The organism is Kitasatospora sp. NPDC057738 (assembly GCF_042798815.1).
Taxonomy (GTDB): domain Bacteria; phylum Actinomycetota; class Actinomycetes; order Streptomycetales; family Streptomycetaceae; genus Kitasatospora; species Kitasatospora lactacystinica.
This window is the reverse complement of the sequence record NZ_JBHVJT010000096.1, coordinates 2,621-21,863: the sequence shown is the minus strand read 5'-3', so window position 1 is coordinate 21,863 and position 19,243 is coordinate 2,621. Positions and strand designations below refer to the sequence as shown.

Annotated in this window: 14 protein-coding genes; 3 read left to right on the top strand and 11 right to left on the bottom strand. The window is 74.7% G+C overall.

Going from position 1 to position 19,243, the window contains the following annotated elements; translation table 11 throughout:
* Nucleotides 1-192: 192 nt before the first annotated feature.
* From ACFVGO_RS35460 to pdxH, 9 genes are all read right to left on the bottom strand, one after another.
* Nucleotides 193-906 carry an AAC(3) family N-acetyltransferase gene (locus tag ACFVGO_RS35460; RefSeq protein ID WP_359913879.1) on the bottom strand — a complete coding sequence of 238 codons (714 nt, stop codon included), beginning with the start codon at nt 904-906 and terminating at the stop codon, nt 193-195.
* A gap of 155 nt (nt 907-1,061) precedes the next feature.
* Nucleotides 1,062-3,467: an FxsB family cyclophane-forming radical SAM/SPASM peptide maturase gene (locus ACFVGO_RS35455; protein ID WP_359913876.1), complete on the bottom strand. Its 2,406-nt coding sequence runs from the start codon at nt 3,465-3,467 to the stop codon at nt 1,062-1,064.
* A 61-nt stretch (nt 3,468-3,528) separates the two neighbouring features.
* Nucleotides 3,529-3,714 carry a hypothetical protein gene (locus ACFVGO_RS35450; protein ID WP_359913873.1) on the bottom strand — a complete coding sequence of 62 codons (186 nt, stop codon included), beginning with the start codon at nt 3,712-3,714 and terminating at the stop codon, nt 3,529-3,531.
* Between the two features lie 386 nt (nt 3,715-4,100).
* Nucleotides 4,101-5,168 carry an aKG-HExxH-type peptide beta-hydroxylase gene (locus ACFVGO_RS35445; RefSeq protein ID WP_380636234.1) on the bottom strand — a complete coding sequence of 356 codons (1,068 nt, stop codon included), beginning with the start codon at nt 5,166-5,168 and terminating at the stop codon, nt 4,101-4,103.
* A 228-nt stretch (nt 5,169-5,396) separates the two neighbouring features.
* Entirely contained in the window at nt 5,397-6,557 is a 1,161-nt protein-coding gene (locus ACFVGO_RS35440) for an FxsB family cyclophane-forming radical SAM/SPASM peptide maturase (RefSeq protein ID WP_359913868.1), read from the bottom strand.
* A 35-nt stretch (nt 6,558-6,592) separates the two neighbouring features.
* Complete coding sequence (fxsT, locus tag ACFVGO_RS35435) at nt 6,593-10,606, bottom strand: FxSxx-COOH system tetratricopeptide repeat protein (RefSeq protein ID WP_380636232.1); 4,014 nt, start codon at nt 10,604-10,606, stop codon at nt 6,593-6,595.
* Nucleotides 10,596-11,984: a TIR-like protein FxsC gene (locus tag ACFVGO_RS35430; RefSeq protein ID WP_380349017.1), complete on the bottom strand. Its 1,389-nt coding sequence runs from the start codon at nt 11,982-11,984 to the stop codon at nt 10,596-10,598. Before ACFVGO_RS35430 ends, fxsT begins: the two co-directional genes overlap by 11 nt.
* Before the next feature lie 239 nt (nt 11,985-12,223).
* Nucleotides 12,224-12,415, bottom strand: coding sequence for an FxSxx-COOH cyclophane-containing RiPP peptide (fxsA, locus tag ACFVGO_RS35425; protein WP_359913861.1), 192 nt, complete (start codon nt 12,413-12,415; stop codon nt 12,224-12,226).
* 154 nt (nt 12,416-12,569) lie between these two features.
* Nucleotides 12,570-13,202, bottom strand: a complete 633-nt coding sequence (gene pdxH, locus ACFVGO_RS35420; protein ID WP_359913884.1) for a pyridoxamine 5'-phosphate oxidase — start codon at nt 13,200-13,202, stop codon at nt 12,570-12,572.
* Nucleotides 13,203-13,639: 437 nt separating this feature from the next.
* Here pdxH and ACFVGO_RS35415 point away from each other — a divergent pair, with 437 nt between their 5' ends.
* Together ACFVGO_RS35415 and serC are read left to right on the top strand one after the other, a co-directional pair.
* Nucleotides 13,640-14,740: a citrate synthase 2 gene (locus ACFVGO_RS35415; RefSeq protein ID WP_359913858.1), complete on the top strand. Its 1,101-nt coding sequence runs from the start codon at nt 13,640-13,642 to the stop codon at nt 14,738-14,740.
* A gap of 173 nt (nt 14,741-14,913) precedes the next feature.
* Nucleotides 14,914-16,041, top strand: coding sequence for a phosphoserine transaminase (gene serC, locus ACFVGO_RS35410; protein WP_359913855.1), 1,128 nt, complete (start codon nt 14,914-14,916; stop codon nt 16,039-16,041).
* A 281-nt stretch (nt 16,042-16,322) separates the two neighbouring features.
* Here serC and thpR read toward each other — a convergent pair whose 3' ends face one another.
* The gene (thpR, locus tag ACFVGO_RS35405) at nt 16,323-16,910 is read right to left on the bottom strand and encodes an RNA 2',3'-cyclic phosphodiesterase (RefSeq protein ID WP_359913852.1); all 588 of its coding nucleotides are present in this window, start codon (nt 16,908-16,910) and stop codon (nt 16,323-16,325) included.
* Nucleotides 16,911-16,954: 44 nt separating this feature from the next.
* On the opposite strand from thpR, the gene ACFVGO_RS35400 reads away from it, so the two are divergent.
* Nucleotides 16,955-17,491 carry a GNAT family N-acetyltransferase gene (locus tag ACFVGO_RS35400; RefSeq protein ID WP_359913849.1) on the top strand — a complete coding sequence of 179 codons (537 nt, stop codon included), beginning with the start codon at nt 16,955-16,957 and terminating at the stop codon, nt 17,489-17,491.
* Between the two features lie 45 nt (nt 17,492-17,536).
* Here ACFVGO_RS35400 and ACFVGO_RS35395 read toward each other — a convergent pair whose 3' ends face one another.
* On the bottom strand, nt 17,537-19,111 hold the full coding sequence (locus ACFVGO_RS35395) for an MFS transporter (RefSeq protein WP_380538359.1): 1,575 nt from the start codon (nt 19,109-19,111) through the stop codon (nt 17,537-17,539).
* Nucleotides 19,112-19,243 lie beyond the last annotated feature (132 nt).

The following is a 19,243-nucleotide window of genomic DNA, read 5'->3' as shown; positions in this document are numbered from 1 at the left end:
AACCCCCACCCTCCCGGGTTCCCCCCGCCCCCCCGGGCCTCCCCACCCTCCCTTCCCCCCCCACAAAACCCCCCCCCCCCGAGTTCGTGTGGGGGAGGTTGCCCGGCCCGCTTCCCCCCGCGCGACGGGGACGGGTGGGGCGAGGAGTAGGGGCGGAACCAGGTGTTGAGGGGCGAGGAGAAGGGGCAGGTTTCAGGGGCGGCCGCGGCGCAGGACGGCCTCGGCGAGGTCGACGGCCTCCCGCACCGGGACGAGCCGGCAGTCGGCGGTGCCGATGCGGGCGGTGGTGATGCCGCGGGCGGTGCGCAGGACCTCCTCCCCGAGGCGGTCGAAGTGGAGGTCGTCGAGGTCGGGGGCCCGGAAGGTGGTCCAGCCGTCCGCCCCGACGCAGCGGTACTCGCGCACCGGGACGTCGGGCATGCGCAGGTCGGCCAGGTGGAAGGCGGTGAACCGGCCCATCGGCACGCCGAGCATCAGCACCCGGGCGTCCAGTTCGTAGAGCCGCCCGAGCGGCGACTCCGGGCCGAGGTGGGAGGTCAGCGGGTGGCGCCCGGTGATCTCCCGGGCGAGCCGGCCCACGGCCGCCCAGGAGGTCTGCGGGTGGTGGCTGCGCAGTGCGCCCGGGTGGGTGCGGACCGCCTCCGACAGCGCCCCCATGGAGGGCGAGGCCGGGGTGGTGGCCGGATCGAAGCGGGGCATCCGGGCCTGGTAGTCGGCCACCGCCGCCGGGGAGAGACCGGCGGTGGCGCGCTGGTGGACGCGGGAGGTGGCGGAGTTCTCGGGCGTGGCGGTGTAGGCGACCAGGGTGCCGTCGGGGCCGAGGAGTTCGAGCAGGGCCTCGACCACACCGGCCGCCCCTCCGGGCACCGGTCCGAGGGCGCGCAGGGACGCCTGGACGTGCAGCACCGTGCCCGGACGGACCCCGAGGTCGGCGAGGTCGCGGACGAGGGGATGGACGGGGGAGGCGACGGCGACGCCGCCGCGGGGTTCGGTGAGGATGGCGTTTCCCCGGGGTTGATGGCCCCGGGCGAGGGAGGACCCGGGGCGGCGGGAGTGGGAGGTCAGACCCCGGCCCGTTCGCGCCGTACCCGGTCGGCCGCCTGCTCGGCGGCGGCGGGCAGCGGCAGGGCGAGCCAGGGTGCCACGGTGGCACGCATGCCGTCGGCGAAGCGCGAGCCGGTCCCGGTCAGGGCCCCGGACGACGCCAGCCGCTCCACGGCTTCGGCGGTGTACCGCCGCCAGAGCGCGAACTGCTCCCGTGCCCGGTCGGCGGCCGGTCCCGGCAGTCCGTCGTACGCGCGGGTGCGGGTGCCCCAGTACTCGGTGACGGCCAGGTGGGCGTACGTGCCCTGGAGCAGCCCTTCGAGCGGCCGGGGGTCGGGCCGCCAGGGGGCGAGGTACAGCGTGGTGTCGGCGCGGTCGTACAGGTCCGTCAGGTCCAGCACCGCGCCGAGCTTGACGTGCTGGAACTCGTGCGCGAGCAGCAGGGCGAGGGTCGGCGCGGTGGCGGGCCGGGCGATGCCGACCGCGCCGTACGCCTGTCGGGCCGCCGAGCTGACGTCCCGGCCGGTCGGGCCGGGACGCAACGGGGTGACCGTCGCCAGGCCGGCCCGGATGCCCTCCGCGTACCCGGGCAGGTCCCGGCCGAGCAGTTCCCAGGCCTCGCGCAACGCGCCCGTCCAGTCGAGCAGTTCGCTCTCGGACAGGCGGTCCGCCACCGGGTGGTCGTGGCTGTCGCGCAGCGGGTCGGTGTCCTCCAGGGCGACCGTCCAGCCGCCGGCCAGCCGGACCCGCCGCAGCGGTTCGTCCGGCACGGTGTGCACCGAGCCGTCGGACGCCCGCACCTCGAAGCCGTCGGCCCGCCCGGTGACCACGGCCTCGCCGTCGGGTACGGCGATCCGGCCGAGCGTCGGCAGGTGCAGCCACCCGCCGCGGACGGGCACCGCCACCGCGTCCCCCCGCCCGGCCCGCACCGCGGCCGCCGCGGCGAGCGCGGCCAGTGGGCCGAGCCCGACCGGCAGGTCCCCGGCGAGTCTGCGGGCCGCCCAGGAGCGGGCGTACGGGTGGGCGAGCACGGTGTCCACGGCGGCGGGGGCCGCCGTGTCGAGCTCCGTCAGCAGGGCCCACGCCTCGGCCCGCCCCTGTCCGGAGGCGTCCCAGGCGGCGGCCAGCATCGCCCGGGTGAGGGCGAGTTGGGAGCGGCCGAGCGCGGCGATGGTCTCCGCGCCCCCGTATCCGCGCGCCAGCTCGTCGAGTTGCGACGGGGTGAGCGCGCCGGGCGGCAGCGGCTCGGCGCCGGGCCGGGCGGCCTCGGCCGCCCGCACCGGAACGCCAGTCGAACTCCCGTTCCCCGCAATGCCGTTGATGAACGTCATGAGATCACCGCAGTAGACGGAGGGATGGTCGAAGCTGCCTCCTCCATCGTCGCTCCGATAGCGGTGGGCGTACAGCCCACCACCGCAGGAGCGGACCACGGAGCAGGCGCGGCAGGCCTCGCTCAGTCCGGCCAGGCCGGACTGGCGGGCGGCGATGCCGGGGTGGCGGGCCAGGTCGTCGAGGCTGTGCGCGAAAACGTTCATGCCGGTGACGGGCGCGCCGTCGTACGCGGTCTTCAGGCTGTCGGCCTGCTCGAAGGTCCCGTCCGTCTCCAGGACCGCCAGGTCGGAGGGCTCCAGGCCGAGCGACTCGGTGAGGCTGGAGAATCCGCGCAGGGTCCGGTGCACGGACTCGAAGGTCCGTACGGCGAACGGCCGTCCGTCCGCTTCCCACAGCCCGTGGACGGTCAGCAGCCAGTCGGCGTACGGGGTGGTGGCCGGCCCGGCGGGGCGCGCGGGCGGATCGTCCCAGGTGGCGTGCGGAAGCAGGAAGTCCACGGCGGGCGGGCGGAGTTCGGCCAGCGCCCGGTACACGGCCACCGGGTCGTTCTCGACGTCCATCGTGCACAGCAGCCCGGCGAACAGGTGCCGGTACTCGGGCTCGTTCAGCAGCGCGACCGCCCGCAGCACCTGCGGGTGGCTGCTGCGTCCGTCGGCGAACCGCCGGTGGCGGTCGTTGGCGGCCCGGTCGCCGTCCAGCGAGATGCCGACCTTGATGTCCTGCTCCGCGAACAGCGAGCAGAAGTCCCGGCTCAACAGCACGCCGTTGGTGTGGATGCGCAGGTCGAGCACGCAGCCGGGCGGGAGCGCCGCCCGGAGCGTCCCGGCGGCGCGGCGCAAGCGGTCCGGGCCGGCGAGCAGGGGTTCTCCCCCGTGCAGGACGACCCGGACGGCGGGCAGCCGGTGGGCGGCCGCGTGCTCACCGATGCGCTCGGCGGCCTTGGCCATGATCCCGTCCGCGATGACCTTCGGCCGGGAGCGCCAGCTGCTGTCCGCGTGCTCGTAGACGTAACAGTGGTCGCAGGCCAGATCGCACCTGCTGTGCATCTTGACCACGAACTGCGTCAACGGCAGCGGAATCGACGTCGTCATGGAACTGTTCGGCTCGGTTCGGTCTGCTCGGTCTGGGTTCCGCTCGGAGGTCCGGGTCGGGTCAGATCGAGGAGTTGAAGGCAGCGACCGGCACGAGGCCGGATTCCGCGCCGGGGAGCGCGCGCTGGAGCCGGGAGGCGAGTTCTTCCGCGCCGAGCGCGGCGAGATCGGCGAGGGAGGGGCGTTCCGGCGTCTCCTGAGGGTCAGTGAGCTTGCCGGCCGGCCTGATGCTGGTTACCGGGGTCATATTCGTTTCCTTAGGCGCGGTTAGGACCTGCCGAGGGTGGGTAAGCCCACCCGGTTGCGACCAATGTAGTGCCAGCGAAGACTCCGCGCGGCACCTTGCGGACTCACGTTGAACTCCCCAGGCGGTCCACGTCGTACGACAGCGCGTTGAGCCCCCAGAATTCACCCGTTCAGCGGTCGCGCACTTCGCCCTGGCGCACGCCGAAGCGCACCGCCGGGACGAGCGCCCGGACGAACACCCGGGCCCGCATCCGGAGGAGAACCCGGAGGAGGCCCCGGACGGGAACCGGGACCAGCACCTGAAGCAGTACCTGGACACACCCCGGGAGTGCCCGGGGAAGCCCTCCGGCAAGCACGCCATCCGGCCAAGCGTCCGATGTCCGGGATTCATTCCCCCGGCTCGCCGAGCTCCCGGACGGTCCGCACCAGCTCCTCGGTGAACTCCAGCCCGCTCGACGTCAGTTCGCCGCAGCCCAGGAGCGTCCGCCCGGCGGCCAGGGTGTGCGTCCGCCAGCGCGCGAACTCCCCGTGCGCGCGGGCGGCGTCGCCCGCCCCGGCGGCCGCCTCCGCCCGCCAGAAGTCCGCCACGCCCAGGTGCGCGTACGCCCCCTGGAGCAGCGCCCCGGCCGGGCGCGGGTCGGGCCGCCAGGGGGCGTGGTGGACGGCCGGGCCGTTGGGGCGGTGCAGCGGCACCAGGTCCAGCAGGGCGCCGAGTTGGACGTGGAGGAACTCGTGCACCAGGGCCAGCGCCAGCAGCACCGGATCGCCCGGCAGCGAGGCCGCCACCGCGCCGTAGGCCCGCCGGGCGGCGGCGCTCACCGCCTCCCCGCCGGGGGCGGGCCGCAGCGGGACGACGGTGGTCACGCAGGCCGCGACGGCCGCCGCATGGCGGCGGTGACGGCGCACCAGGATGTCCCAGGCCTCGGACAAGCGCTGCTCCCAGAGCCCGAGTTCGGCGTCGGCGAGCGGACCGGCCGGCGGACGTCCGTAGTCCACCCGGCGCGGACCGGCGTGGTCGATCGACGGCGCCCAGCGCAGCCCGTCGCACTCCAGCGCGAGGGGCGCGCCGGAGCCGGGGCGGAGGAACTCGCCCAGTCCGCCGAGCGGAACGTCCTCGCCCGCCGCCGCGCCGCGCAGGCAGTCGGCCGCCCAGGCGTCCAACTCGGGCCGCAGCAGCACCTCCTCCCACTGGTCCCGGTCGTCCCGCTGCAGCGCCCGCACCCGGGCGTACGCCTCCCGGTAGCCGTCGTGCTCCGGCACCGCCCGGCGCAGCGCCAGCAGCAGCAGCGCCCGCTTGCTCAACTGCCCGCCGCGCAGCAGCCGGACGGCCTGCGGCCCGCCGCGCGCGCCCGCGATCGCCCGGAACGTCTCCCGGTCCACGCCGTGCCGGGGCAGCCCGTCCGCCCCGCGGGCGCCCGGTACCCCGGCCGCCACCACCTCGCCCGTACCCGCCACCGGTCCTCCTCCTCGTCCGTTCGGCTCCCGGCCCGGTCGGCCGGCCCATCGCCCAACCCGCCGGGTCCGCCCGCAGTCTCCCCGCGCCGGGGCGGATCAGCCGGACGGCGGCCGGGCATGACCCGGACGGGTGAGCCGAACCGCCGCCCGCCGACGTTCGACGCCTGACGCCTGACGCCCGACGCCCGACGCCCACCAGGAACCCACCGCCCGGCCCCGCACCGGTCCTCAGCTCCCCGCCAGCCCCGCCACCCCCGCCCGCAGGCGCCCCGCGATGTGCCGGACCAGCCGGTCCAGGTCCGCGCAGTACACCGACGGGTGCCCGAAGCCGTCCCCCGCGTACCGGTGCGCGTACAGTCCCCCGCCGCAGACCCGGGCCAGCGGGCAGCCGGCGCAGACCGGCCCGAGGCCCGCGAGGCCGCGCTGGCGGGCCCGGAAGGCCGGGTGCGCGCCCGCCCGCGCGAAGCCGTGCCGCCACACGTCCAGGCCGGTCCCGGGGGCGCCGTCGTAGGCCACCTTGAGGCTGTCCGCCTGCTCGATCGTCCCGTCCGCCTCGACCACCACCAGGTCGACGGGCGCCAGCCCGACCGCCTCGCTGGCCGCCCGCCCGCCGAGCAGCAGCACCGCCAGTTCCTCGAACAGCCGTACCCCGGTCTCCCGGCGCGGCGCGTCGTACCAGCGGTCGAAGGCGGCGATCAGCCACTGCCCGTACGGCGCCGGCTCCGCGCCCGACGGCGGCGCGGCCGGCACCGGCCGCGGCCGGACGCCGGGCGGCGGCTCCCGCCAGGTCGCGTGCGGCAGCAGCAGGTCGATCCGGGGCGGCGCGAACTCCAGCAGCGCCTCGTAGGTGGCCACCGGGTCGGACTCCAGGTCGACCACGCACAGCAGGCCGGCGAAGAGGTCCCGGTGCCGGTCCGAGCCGAGCAGCCGCACCGCCTCCGCGGTGCGTGCCCAACTGCCCGCGCCGGAGGGCAGTCTGCGGTGCCGGTCGTGGTCGGCCCGGGTGCCGTCAAGCGAGACCCCGACCGCGACCCGGTGGCGGTGCAGCACGTCGAGCAGGGCCGGTTCGTCCAGCAGCCGCAGCCCGTTGGTCTGCACGGTGAACCGCGTCCGGGGCCGGACGGCCGCCAACTCGGCCAGCAGCGCGTCCAGATGGGCCGCGCCGACGAGCAGCGGCTCGCCGCCGTGCAGCACCACGGACACCTCGTCCAGCCCGTGCTCGGCCGCGTGCTCCTCGATCCGCCGGGCGGTGCGGCGGACGGTCGCGAGTTCCATCCGCCGCGGCCGCCCGCGCCAGCTCTGGTCCGCGCCCTCGTACACGTAGCAGTAGTCGCAGGCCAGGTTGCACCGACTGTGGATCTTCAGCAGGAACTGCCGGAACGGCACCATGCCGGTGAGCCTAGGCCACGCCGGCCGACCGTCCGTCACACGTGCGGCGGCTCCACGTCGGAGTCCAGCCGCGTCCCGGCCCGCACCGCGATCGTCGTCGGGTGCTCCTCCCCCAGGGTGATCCGGGCCCGCCGGATGCAGTCCGCCCGCAGCTCCGCCGCCCGCTCGGCGTACCCGAGGGCGGCCATCGACAGCGAGAGGTTGGAGTTGATGCCGATGGAGTCGTAGTGGTCCTGGCCGAGGGCCTCGGTCATCAGCGGCGCGGCCTCCAGTTCCAGGTCGAGCGCGTCCTGGAGCTCCCCGGCCAGCGACAGGTCGTTGGCGTGGTTCATCATCGCGATCGGGATGTAGAGGTGGTGCGCGCCGAGGACGGTGCGGAACTGCGCCAGCGTACGGCCGGACAGCTCGCGCGCCTCCGTCGCGCGCCCCGCCAGCCGCAGGTACACCGAGAGGTTGTTGGCGCCGGCCAGCGTCACCGGGTGGTTCTCGCCCAGGTAGTCGCGGTACCGCGCCAGCGCCCGTTCGGCCAGCGGGATCGCCCGCCCGGTGTCGCCGAGCGCGTTGAGGTCGCTGGCCAGGTTGGTGGCGGCGGCCAGGGTGTCGGGGTGCTCGGGGCCGTTGATGTCCAGGTAGCGCTGGTAGATGTCCTCGTCGATCTCCAGGGCCTCGTGGTACCGGCCGGCCCGGCGCAGCGCCACGGCCAGGTTCTTGCGGGCGCGCAGGGTGTCGGTGTGGCTGTCGCCGATGGTCTGCTGGTAGATCCGGACGGTCTCCTCCAGCAGGTCCAGGGCCTCCCGCAGCCGCCCGGTCTCGCGCAGGTCGCGGGCGTAGTTGGAGGCCGAGGAGAGCGCGTAGAGGCTGTGCGCGCCGAGCGCGTCGCGCTGCTGGAGGTAGTTGCTGCGGTGCCGTTCCAGGGCGGCCCGGCGGTCGCCGGCCAGGTAGTCGGAGACGGCGAGGTTGTTGGTGATCATCAGGGTGCGGGGGTGGTCCGGGCCGAGGGTGCGCCGGGCGGCGTCCAGGGTGCGGCGGTCGAGCGCCCGGGCCTCGTCGTAGCGGCCGAGGAAGCGCAGGTCGGCGCCGAGGCTGTTGGCGACGGCGAGGGTGTGGGAGTGCTCCGGGCCCAGGGTCGCGGTGAAGCGTTCCAGGATGTCCCGGTCCATCTCGTACGCCTCCTGGAGGGCGCCCTGGGAGCGGCGGATGTTGCTCAGCTGGGTGCGCAGCATGAGCGTCTGGGCGTCGTTGTCGACGTCGAAGCCGGGCCCGCCGTAGCCGTCCTGGCGCCAGTGCTCCAGGGTCCGTTCGGCGAGTTCCCGGCCGGACTCGTGCAGGCTGCGCTTCCACTGGTAGCGGACCGAGTCGATGATCCACTGCCGGACGTCCTCGTCGGCGCTGTCGAGCGCTCCGGACGGCCAGAGGTGGGGCAGGAGTTCGGCGTACTCGGCCCAGTTCACGGGCACGTCCGGGTCGCCGGGGTTGGCGGTGGCGAGCGCGGCGTGGACGACGCCGCGCAGTTCGGCCCGCCGCTCCTCCTCGACCTGGTCCCGCAGCACCGCCTGGACCAGCCGGTGCACGGTGATGGTCTCGCTGCCCTGGTCGGTGCGGGCGAGCCCGAAGCGGTTGATGGCGCGCAGGAACTCGCCGATCGCGAGCTTGTCGCGGGGCGCGCGCGGGGGCAGCCGCAGGGCGCGGGTGACGGCCCGGCTGTAGAGCAGCCGCATCGGGATGGCGTCCGGGCCGAAGAAGGCGCAGATCTCCAGGATCTGGGCGGCCGGGGCGTTCATCCGGCGCAGCTCCTCGACCGAGATGCGCCAGGTCGCGGCGGCGGAGTGCGGGTAGTCGGCGGCGCGCAGCCGGGTGCGCTCCAGCATCTCGGTGAGCTCTTCGTCGAGCAGTTCGAGGTAGGTGGCGATCGGCATCGACGTCTCCTGGAGCCAGACGGCGGCCTGGCCGACGGCGAGCGGCAGGTCGCCGAGGCGCTGCGCGACCTGGTCGGCGTCCTCCGAGGAGAGCCCGCCGTTGAAGCGGCGCAGCAGCCGGACGCTCTCCTCGCGGAGGAAGACGTCGACCTCCACCAGGCCGGCGTGCCGGGCCCAGCCCTGGTTGCGGGAGGTGATCAGCACGTGCCCGCCGGAGGAGCCGGCCGGCTGCCAGGGGGCGAGCTCCTCGGGGGTGCCGGCGTTGTCGAAGACGAGCAGCCACCGGCGGTACGGCTGGCCGCGGCGCAGCGCGTCGAGCACGGCGGCGGCGGTGTGCGCGACGTCGTCGCTGGTGGGCACGCCGAGCCGGGGCGCGAGTTCGGCGAGCTTCTGCGGGATGTTGGCGGGCTCCTCGGCGGGCACCCACCAGACCACGTCGTAGGCGGCCTTGAAGCGGTGCGCGTACTCGGCGGCGATCTGGGACTTGCCGGCGCCGCCGAAGCCGTAGAGCACCTGGCTGAGCACGGCGGCGGGCCCGCCGGTGAAGCGGTTGCGGAGCAGTTCGAGCAGCTTGCCGCGGCCGATGAAGGCGGCGTTGCGCGAGGGCGCCTCCTGGACCTGCGGGGCGGTGCCGGGGAACCGCGCGGGGGCGGCGAACTCCCCGCTGTCGGTGTCCGATTGGCGGCTGCTGCCGGGCGGCGGGCCGAGTTCGGCGTAGAGCTGGGACTCGGCGCCGACCGCGGAGGAGCGGACCAGGTCGGGCACCGGCGGCCCGGCGAACGGGCGGGGCACCGGCTCGTCCGAGTCCTGGAGCCGGAAGGCGACCAACGACGGTGATCCGGAGGCGAGTTCGCGCCCCTGGAGGAGCTGCCAGACCTCGGCCGCGCGGGGCAGCGCGGTGTACTCGGGCGAGAGCAGCGCGAGCAGCCGGCCCTGGCCGTCGACCGGCCCGGCGACCTCCGGCGGCCGGGGGCCGCTGTACGGCTCGGCGGCGCTGTGCAGGGAGGTCTGGTAGCCGAAGCGGGTGAGCGTCCCGGCGGCCCACTCGGCCCACATCCGGTCCTCGGGGGCGTAGCTGACGAACACCTGGCGCGGAACCGCCCGGGCGGAGCGCAGGTAGGCGCCGTAGAGCCGGCGGCGGGTCTCGGCGGTGAGCGGGCGAAGGGCGCGGACCCGGCCGTCGGTGATCCAGCCGGCCAGCCGCTCGAAGGCGTTGAGCAGGCTGCGGGCCTCCTGCGGCCGGTCGGCGACGGTGGCGGGCACCTCCTCGTAGGCGTAGAAGGGCTTGTACGGCACCTCGACGTCGGCCCAGTAGCCGGCCCGGCGGTCGCCGGCCAGCCAGCGGCCGAGGTAGGGGGCGAAGGCCTCGCGGGCGTAGTCGCGGCCGGCCTCCAGGCGCTCCTGCTCGGCGTCCTCGACCCGCATCGGCACCGGCAGGACCCGGATCGCCCGCTCCTCGGCCGCGGCGATGTCGCGGGCCGCGTCGACGCCGCCGCGGATGTTCTGGACGCTGAAGGTGAAGCAGTCCACCACGGTATCGGGCATCAGGACGGTGCAGATGCCGGAGGTGTCGCTGACGCCGGTGCGGCTGTCGATGAGCACGTAGTCGTAGCCGCGGGCCCAGCGGTCGCGCAGCTCGCGCAGGAACTCGCCGCCGCGGATGTCCCGGCCGTGGTAGAAGCTGCGCCAGTTGAAGCTGGTGACGGCGGCGGCGTAGGCGGCGTTCTGCCGGCCGGCGGGCAGGAAGTCGAGCCGGCCGCCGGGCGGCAGGTCGAGGGCGAGGCCGCAGACGTAGCCGTCCAGGCGCCCGGGCTCGTCCAGCCAGGCGGCCGGGGACTGCCCGACCGGCCCGGTGGTGGAGGGCAGCGCCTGCTTGACGTAGGAGCGCAGCAGGTCGATCAGGCCGTCGGTGGAGTGCAGTTCCGGGTCGACCAGCAGCGGGTGGTAGTACCGGTGGAGGCCGGGCGCCTCCAGGTCCCAGTCGACGACCAGGACGCGCAGGCCGCGGCTGGCGAGGATCCAGCCGACGTTGGCGAGCGCCATGGTGCGGCCGGTGCCGCCCTTGAAGGAGTAGAACGTGACGACCGATCCCGGTCCTCCGCGCTCCGGATCCGCGCCGGGCTCAGTGGTCATCGTTCTTCTCCCCCCTCAGCGGGACAGCGGTGTCCTTGCCCCGGCTCTGGTGCGGCAGGTCGGTGGAACCCGGGAGGCCCCGGTTGACGCGTGCGGGCCCCGGGCGGGGTCCCGGCGGGCCGGCCGGGATGGTCAGCCCGGGCATCGCCGGGCCGGTGTCCGGGCCGCCGGGGCCGAGGCCGAAGGCGTCGCCGCCATCGTCCCCCCAATCCAGGTTGTCGTCCATGAGCTTGTTCTGAGCGACCGTCACCATGATGGTGAGGTCGTTGTCGAAGCTCTCCCGGCTCACTTTGACCCGGAACAAGTGCTCCAGGTCGCTCCGGCGCAGCCAGTTGCGCCGGAACACGTCGCGCACGCCCGCCCAGAGCGCGTCGCGCCCCGGCCCGTCGGCCGGGTCACCGCTGCCGGTGGGCACCATCACGCCGGTGACGGGGTGGTTCTGCTCGTCGTACGCGCGCAGCGCGGAGCGGTAGCGCTCGGCTCCGGCCACCCACGGGTCCACCAGCAGGATGCTGACCTGGCTGTCCTCGCGGGCCTGGTCGAGCTTGTCGGCGAGGGCGGTGTCGACCTCCTCCAGCGTGGTGGTGTGCCCGGCACCGGTGATCACCTGCTGGGCGCGGGCCGCCAGGGAGGGCTGGACGGGCGGGTGGTAGGGCGCCCAGTGCCACGGCTTGGAGCCGTACCAGCCGCCCTCGGCGGCGGACTCCGAGGCGCGCCCGGCCGCGATGAACAGCCGCACCATCCCGGGGGCGGACGCCGCGGGCGGCGCCGCCGGGGGCGGGAAGTAGCCGCGCACGGCGCCGAGGTCGAACTCGGGCAGCTCGCCGAGCCGGCGCGCGGCCGCGTCCCGGACCCGCTCCGCGACCACCCGGACGACCTGCTCGTACGCCCCGCCCTGCGCGGTGCGCAGCAGCGCCCGCAGGCCGTACCGGGCGTAGGCCTCGCCCATGTCCGGCTGGGCCCACTGGATCTTGTTGACCTCGTCGGCCAGGTCGCCCGGCTCGACGGGTTCCCAGAGCACCGGGACGAGCGCCGGGATGAGCTCCCCGGTCTCCTCGTGGTGGCGCCGGACCCGGCCGCGGAAGGCGGTCCACTCCTTGCCGCAGTAGAGGCTGGTGAAGTAGGCCGGGGAGTAGAGCGCGATCATGGTCCGGCTGCGGCCGAGCATCGTGGCCAGCCGCTCGGCCCAGTCGTCGCCCAGGCGCAGCTGCTCGGTGTCCCGGTAGGCCAGTTCCTCGCCGCGCACGCCGGTGCCGACCAGCCGCCCGAGTTCGTCCCGCAGGTCGTTGAAGAACTGGTTGACGAAGGCGTCCTCGGCCTCGAAGTCCCGACGCGCGTAGCTGAAGAAGAAGTACGGCCGGTGTTGTTCCTGCTCCATCACCTGTTCCCCCCGTGCCCAACGGTCCGCGACGGCGCTGGTTTCATACCCCAGCATGTCCCGAACTCCACCGTCCACGCTGGCGAGTTGGCGGATTCGGCCGCCTCGGTGGGTTTAGCCGGTGGTCAGGCGCACTTCCCCGGCCGGGGGCGCTCCGGCGCTCAGGGGGCGCACCGGTGGGGGCGCGGGCGCCTGTCGGGCTCGACGCGCCGGGCACGGGGGCGCGGGCTCCCGCGGTGCTACCGGTCGAGCGCCGACTGGAAGGCCGCGAGCGGCTCCGCGCCGGGGGTCAGGGCGTCCGCGACCACCCGGCGCAGCAGGTCACCGAGGACGGTGTCGGGCAGGGCGTCGAGTTCGTCGAGCGGCAGGGCGGCGACGTCGACCAGGTCAGAGCCGAGTCCAGCGGCGGTTCCCGCACCGGTGACGCCCATCAGTCCCTCACTCAGTCCCTCACTCGATCGTGTCGGCACGGCGGGCCGCCGGCCGGAGCTGCATCGGCCCAGGTCCGCGACGGGCATCCTACCGGACGGATGACGGTCCATCAGCTCCGCGCGGACGCCGCGCGGAGCCTTTGGGCCGAAGGGATCACGGGCAGAGCCGCTCCACCCGCCACCCCGTCGGGTCGGACGGGTCGGCGACGTAGCGGAGCCGGTCGTGCAGCCGGTTCTCCCGGCCCTGCCAGAACTCGACGCTCTGCGGGACCACCCGGTACCCGCCCCAGAACGGCGGGACGGGCACGCCCTCGCCCTCCGGGTAGCGCCGCTCCAGCTCGGCGTAGCGCTGTTCGAGGACCTCCCGGCCGCCGACCGGGCTGGACTGCTCGCTGGCCCAGGCGCCCAGCTGGGAGCCGTGCGGGCGGGTGCGGAAGTAGGCGGCGGTCTCGTCCCGGCCGACCTTCTCCACCCGGCCCTGGACGATCACCTGGCGGGCCAGCGCGATCCACGGGAAGAGCAGCCCCGCGTACGGGTTGGCGGCCAGCTCGGAGCCCTTGCGGGAGCCGTAGTTGGTGAAGAACACGAAGCCGCGCAGGTCGTAGCCCTTGAGCAGGACGGTGCGCGAGCTGGGCCGCCCCCCGGCGTCGGCGGTGGAGAGCACCATGGCGTTGGGCTCCACCACCCCGGCGTCGTCCGCCTCGTGGAACCAGCGGGTGAACTGGCCGATCGGCTCGGGCGCGAGCCGCTCCTCGACCAGGCCCTCGTGGCTGTAGTGCTTGCGCATCACGGTGAGGTCCGGGCCGGGGCGGGCCTCGTCGGCCAGGGTCCGGTTGGCGGGGCTCGGGGGCGTCGACTGGGCGCGATCCGGGGTCTGCACGCCAACATCATCCCGTACGACAAGCAACCGGCGCCGCTACCTACGGACAAACCCCGGTGGGAGATGAGGTGGCCCGCCGCCGCTTGACCGACCGCCCCGCGGGGAATTGTCCGGAACAGGGCGTTTGGTTCCCGGGATCGCAGGGGTTCCGGGGCTCCCCCGGGCGCGACCGGCCCGTCCGGCGGGCAGGTCGAGCGGGCCCGCGGGAAACATCACCACGGTGGTGTATGGCGCAATGCACCCCGTGCCTGTCACTCTGGCACCGAGTGCCAAACACCATTCGGTCACTGGTGCGCCGCCCCACCACGGCGGAGCGCCGATCACAGAACTGAGGGAGCCGTCGCATGTCCGATTTCGTACCCGGGCTTGAGGGAGTCGTCGCGTTCGAGAGCGAGATCGCCGAACCCGACCGTGAGGGCGGCGCCCTGCGGTACCGCGGTGTCGACATCGACGACCTGGTGGGCAACGTCTCCTTCGGCCACGTCTGGGGCCTGCTGGTGGACGGCAAGTTCAACCCCGGCCTGCCGGCCGCCGAGCCGTTCCCGATCCCCGTGCACTCCGGCGACATCCGGGTCGACGTGCAGTCCGCACTCGCCATGCTCGCCCCGGTCTGGGGCCTCAAGCCGCTGCTGGACATCGACGCCGAGCAGGCCCGCGACGACCTCGCCCGGGCCGCCGTGATGGCCCTGTCCTACGTCGCCCAGTCGGCCCGCGGCCAGGGCCTGCCGATGGTCCCGCAGAGCGAGATCGACAAGGCCGAGACGGTCGTCGAGCGGTTCATGATCCGCTGGCGGGGCGAGCCGGACCCGAAGCACGTCAAGGCCGTCGACGCCTACTGGACCTCGGCCGCCGAGCACGGCATGAACGCCTCCACCTTCACCGCCCGGGTCATCGCCTCCACCGGCGCCGACGTCGCGGCCGCCCTCTCCGGCGCGGTCGGCGCGATGTCCGGCCCGCTGCACGGCGGCGCGCCGTCGCGCGTGCTCGGCATGATCGAGGAGATCGAGCGCACCGGCGACGCGACCGCCTGGGTCAAGAACGCCCTGGACAAGGGCGAGCGCCTGATGGGCTTCGGCCACCGCGTCTACCGCGCCGAGGACCCGCGCGCCCGGGTGCTGCGCCGCACCGCCAAGGAGCTCGGCGCGCCGCGCTTCGAGGTCGCCGAGGCGCTGGAGAAGGCCGCGCTGGAGGAGCTGCACAACCGTCGCCCCGACCGCGTGCTGGCCACCAACGTCGAGTTCTGGGCCGCCATCATGCTGGACTTCGCCGAGGTCCCGGCGCACATGTTCACCTCGATGTTCACCTGCGCGCGCACCGCCGGCTGGTCGGCGCACATCCTGGAGCAGAAGCGCACGGGCCGGCTCGTGCGCCCCTCCGCGCGCTACATCGGCCCCGGCCCGCGCCGCCCCGAGGAGATCGAGGGCTGGGACGCCATCGTCCACTGATCCCCTCCCGGGGATACCGGACGAGCGTCCGGACAGTGCCCCTGAGCAGCGGGTCCGGCTCCGGCCGGGCCCGCTGCCGCCTGTCTGCGGCCCGCCTCCGGGCAGCAGTGATCACGGTCTCAGCGGGCGGACGGCCGTACCCCGCCGAACCCTCCGGCCGGTAGGCTGCGCGCGTGGCTCAGATCCAGATCCCCGCTGACATCAAGCCCGCAGACGGCCGTTTCGGCTGCGGACCGTCCAAGGTGCGCCCCGAGGCCCTGAGTGCCCTCGCCGCGACCCAGACCTCCCTGCTCGGCACCTCGCACCGCCAGGCCCCGATCAAGGACCTGGTCAAGCGCGTGCGCGAGGGCGTGAGCAGCCTGTTCTCGCTGCCGGACGGCTACGAGGTCGTCCTCGGCAACGGCGGCTCCACCGCCTTCTGGGACATCGCCGCCTTCGGCCTGGTGCGGGAGAAGTCCCAGCACCTGGACTTCGGCGAGTTCTCCTCGAAGTTCGCCTCCTCGGTCAAGGCGGCGCCGTGGCTCGGCGAGCCGACCGTGATCAAGACCGCCCCGGGCACCCACCCGCTGCCGGTCGCCGAGGCCGGCGTGGACGTCTACGGGCTCACCCACAACGAGACCTCGACCGGCGTCGCGATGCCGATCGGGCGTCCGGTGGGCGCGGACGAGGGCTCGCTGGTCCTGGTGGACGCGACCTCGGGCGCCGGCGGCCTGCCGGTGGACATCACCGAGACGGACGTCTACTACTTCGCCCCGCAGAAGTCCTTCGCCTCCGAGGGCGGCCTGTGGCTGGCGACCTTCTCCCCGGCCGCGCTGGAGCGCGCCGCCGAGATCGCCGGCTCCGGCCGCTACATCCCGCCGTTCTTCTCGCTGCCGACGGCCATCGACAACTCGTCGAAGGACCAGACGTACAACACCCCGTCGCTCTCCACCCTCTTCCTGCTGGCCGACCAGCTGGAGTGGCTGAACGGCAACGGCGGGCTGGACTGGGCGGTCGCCCGCACCGCGGACTCCTCGTCCCGGCTGTACTCCTGGGCCGAGAAGTCCGCCTACGCCACCCCGTTCGTGGCGAACCCGGCCGAGCGCTCCCAGGTGGTCGGCACCATCGACTTCGACGAGTCGGTGGACGCCGCCGCGGTCGCCAAGGCACTGCGTGCCAACGGCATCGTGGACACCGAGCCGTACCGCAAGCTGGGCCGCAACCAGCTGCGCATCGCGATGTTCCCGGCGATCGACCCGGCCGACGTCGAGGCGCTCACCCACTGCATCGACCACGTGGTCGAGCAGCTCGCGAAGGTCTGACCGGTCCCCCGAGGACACGGCCGAGGGCCACCGCCGACGGGCGGTGGCCCTCTCGCCGTTCCGGGGCCGGGCCGGGGGTCCTCCCGCCGGGGCCCGCCCTAGCGGCCGACCAGCGAGCTGATCAGCACGACGACCAGCATCAGCACCAGGGTGCCGGAGACGATGCGCATACGAGTCTTGGGATCCACGGTCATCGAGCGTACCTGCGGCCCGCCCCGGACTTCTCCCGGGCCCCGGCCCCGGGCCCCGCGACCCCGGTCCCGGAGCCGCCCCCGGGGGCCTCAGCTCCAGTCCGCCAGCGGCCAGGTGTGCAGCGACTCGTAGTGGACGGAGCCGCCGCCCGGGTCGCTGCGCACCAGGTGCAGCCCGGTGGCGTCCCAGTCCGGCCCCCGGTAGTCGGCCAGCGCCGCCACCAGGCCGTCCAGCTCGGCCGCCGCGACCCGCCGCACGGCCCTGCGGTGGCCGCGCGAGGAGCCGGCCCGGGCGAGGGTGAGGTGCGGGTGGAAGGCGTAGTCGTCGGTCGCCCCGGTGACCTCGGCGGTGGCCGCGGTGACGGCGTCGGCCAGCCGGCGCAGCGCCCAGGTCCGGCCCTCGACCCCGGCCCAGAGCACCCGGTCGCCGAACCGCCCCGCGCCCGCGATCCGCAGCCGGTGCACCGGGTGGACCTCGGCGACGGCGGCCAGGCCCGCCGCCAGCTCCGGCAGCCGCTCGGCCGGCACCTCGCCCAGGAAGGCCAGGGTCAGGTGCCAGCCCTCGACGCCGGTCCAGCGCAGCCGTTCCGCCCCGGGCAGCTCCCGCAGCGGCGCGACCGCGTCGAGGAGCCCCTGCAGCGCCTCGGCGGGCGGCAGCACCGCCACGAACAACCTCATGGATCAATCTTCCCGCGCACGCCGGTTCGGGATAGAACGGATCCATGATCGATTCCAGCGGCGTGAAGATCCGCACCGGCGGCCCCGAGGACATCCCCGACGTCCTCGCCCTGCTCGACGGCGCCGTGGCCTGGCTGGCCGGCCGCGGCCGCACCGGCCAGTGGGGCGACCAGCCCTTCAGCACCGACCCGGCCCGGGTGGAGCACATCGCGAAGTACGGCGCCGAGCCGTTCCTGATCCGTCTCGCGGTGGACGACCGGGGCCGTACGGTCGGCTCCTGCGTGCTGTCCGAGGAGCGCGGCGCGTACGTCCCCGCCGTGGCCGAGCGCGAGCTGTTCGTCCGCAACCTGGTCACCGACCGCACCCGCAAGGGCTCGGGCATCGGCGCCGCGCTGATCGCCGACGCGGTGGAGGAGGCCCGCCGCCGCGGCATCGGCCTGCTCCGGGTGGACTGCTACGCCGGCGCCGACCGCGGGCTGGTCGCCCAGTACCGGGCGCTCGGCTTCACCGAGACCGAGGGCTTCGAGGTCGAGCGGCCGGACGGCGTCTGGCCGGGCCAGGTCCTCGCCATCCGGCTCTGAACCGCCACGGCCCCCCGGGACGCCTCCCGGGGGCCCGACGGACGGTCAGCAGGCCGCGGCCAGCTCCGACTTGGCCGCCGGCGCGGTCCGCGGCACGAAGGCCACCACCCGGCCGCCGCGGCCCGGGTGCAGGTCGAACCGCACCCGCAGGTCCGCGCTGCGGGCCAGCACCAGGCCGACCGTGCCGGCCGCCGCCGCGGACACCAGTCCGCAGGCCAGCAGGCCCAGCCGGGGCCCGTACGAGGCCGTCACCCAGCCGACGATCGGGGCGCCGATCGGCGTGCCGCCGGTGAAGACCAGCACCAGCAGGCCCATCACCCGGCCGCGCATCGCGGGGTCGGTGGCCAGCTGCAGCGAGGAGTTGACCGAGGTGTTGAAGCTCAGCCCGAAGACCCCGACCAGCATCAGCAGCAGCGCGAAGGTCCAGTAGTCGGGCGCGAACGCGGCGACCACCTCCAGCGCTCCGAAGGCCAGCGCCGCGCCGACCAGCCGGCGCAGCCGCGGCACGCCCCGGCGGGCGGCGAGCAGCGCACCCGTCAGCGAGCCGATCGCCATCGCGGTGTTCAGCAGGCCGTACTGGCCGGCGCCGACCTTGAAGGTGTCGTACGCGAAGCCGGAGAGCAGCGTGGGGAAGTTGAAGCCGAAGGTGCCGATGAACCCGGCCAGCACCATCGGCCAGAGCAGTTCGGGCCGCTCCTTGACGTACCGCAGCCCCTCGCGCAGCTGACCCTTCTCGCGGGCGATCGGCTCGGTCGGGCGCAGTTCGCTCTCCCGCATCGCGAGCAGCCCGCCGATCACGGCGGCGAAGGACAGCGCGTTGACGGCGAACGCCCAGCCGCTGCCGACCGCGGCGATCAGCAGGCCCGCGACGGCGGGGCCGACCAGCCGGGCGGTCTGGAAGTTGGCGGCGTTCAGGCTGACGGCGTTGGCGAGGTCCTTGGGCCCGACCATCTCGGAGACGAAGGCCTGCCGGGTCGGGTTGTCCACCACGGTGACCAGGCCGAGCAGCAGTGCGAAGGCGTACACGTAGTACGGCGTCACCACACCGCCGACGGTCAGCACCGCGAGGCCGGCGGCCAGCAGGCCCATCGCGCCCTGGGTGAAGACCAGCAGCCGGCGCTTGGGCATCCGGTCGGCGAGCACGCCGCCGAACAGGCCGAACAGCAGCATCGGCAGGAACTGCATGGCGGTGGTGATGCCGACCGCGAGCGGGCTGCCGGTGAGGCTCAGCACCAACCAGTCCTGGGCGATGCGCTGCATCCAGGTGCCGGTGTTGGAGACCACCTGGCCGGCGAAGTAGTAGCGGTAGTTGCGAACGCGCAGTGAGGAGAACATCCCCCCGGGCCTGGTGAAGCGGGTGCCGGTCGGCGACGAGAGCGGCCGGGCGGAGCCCGTCGCAGGAAGGGCGGTGGCGGGCGACGGGTGGGAGGCCGCGTGGGCGCGGCGCTGGGCGGCGGAGTCCGCCGCGGTGCGTTCGTCGGGGTCGTCGTCGCCGTTGCCGGGCAGCCCCGTGGGGGCGGGTGCCTGGGCGTCGGCGGCCGCGGCGGTGGCCGCGGCGGGGTCGGTGGTCGGGTCGTCGGTGCGGATGGCGGCGGCGCTGGCTGCGGCCGGCGGTGTCACGTTGGTCTCCCCTCGTGGCGGGGGAGGGGGGGGAGGGGGGGTGCGCTCACTGTTGGTGGGGTGGGGAAAAAGAGGGGTGGTGGTGCGGTGTTTTTGCGCCCCTGCGCCCGAGGTGCGGCGGGGGAGTGCGGC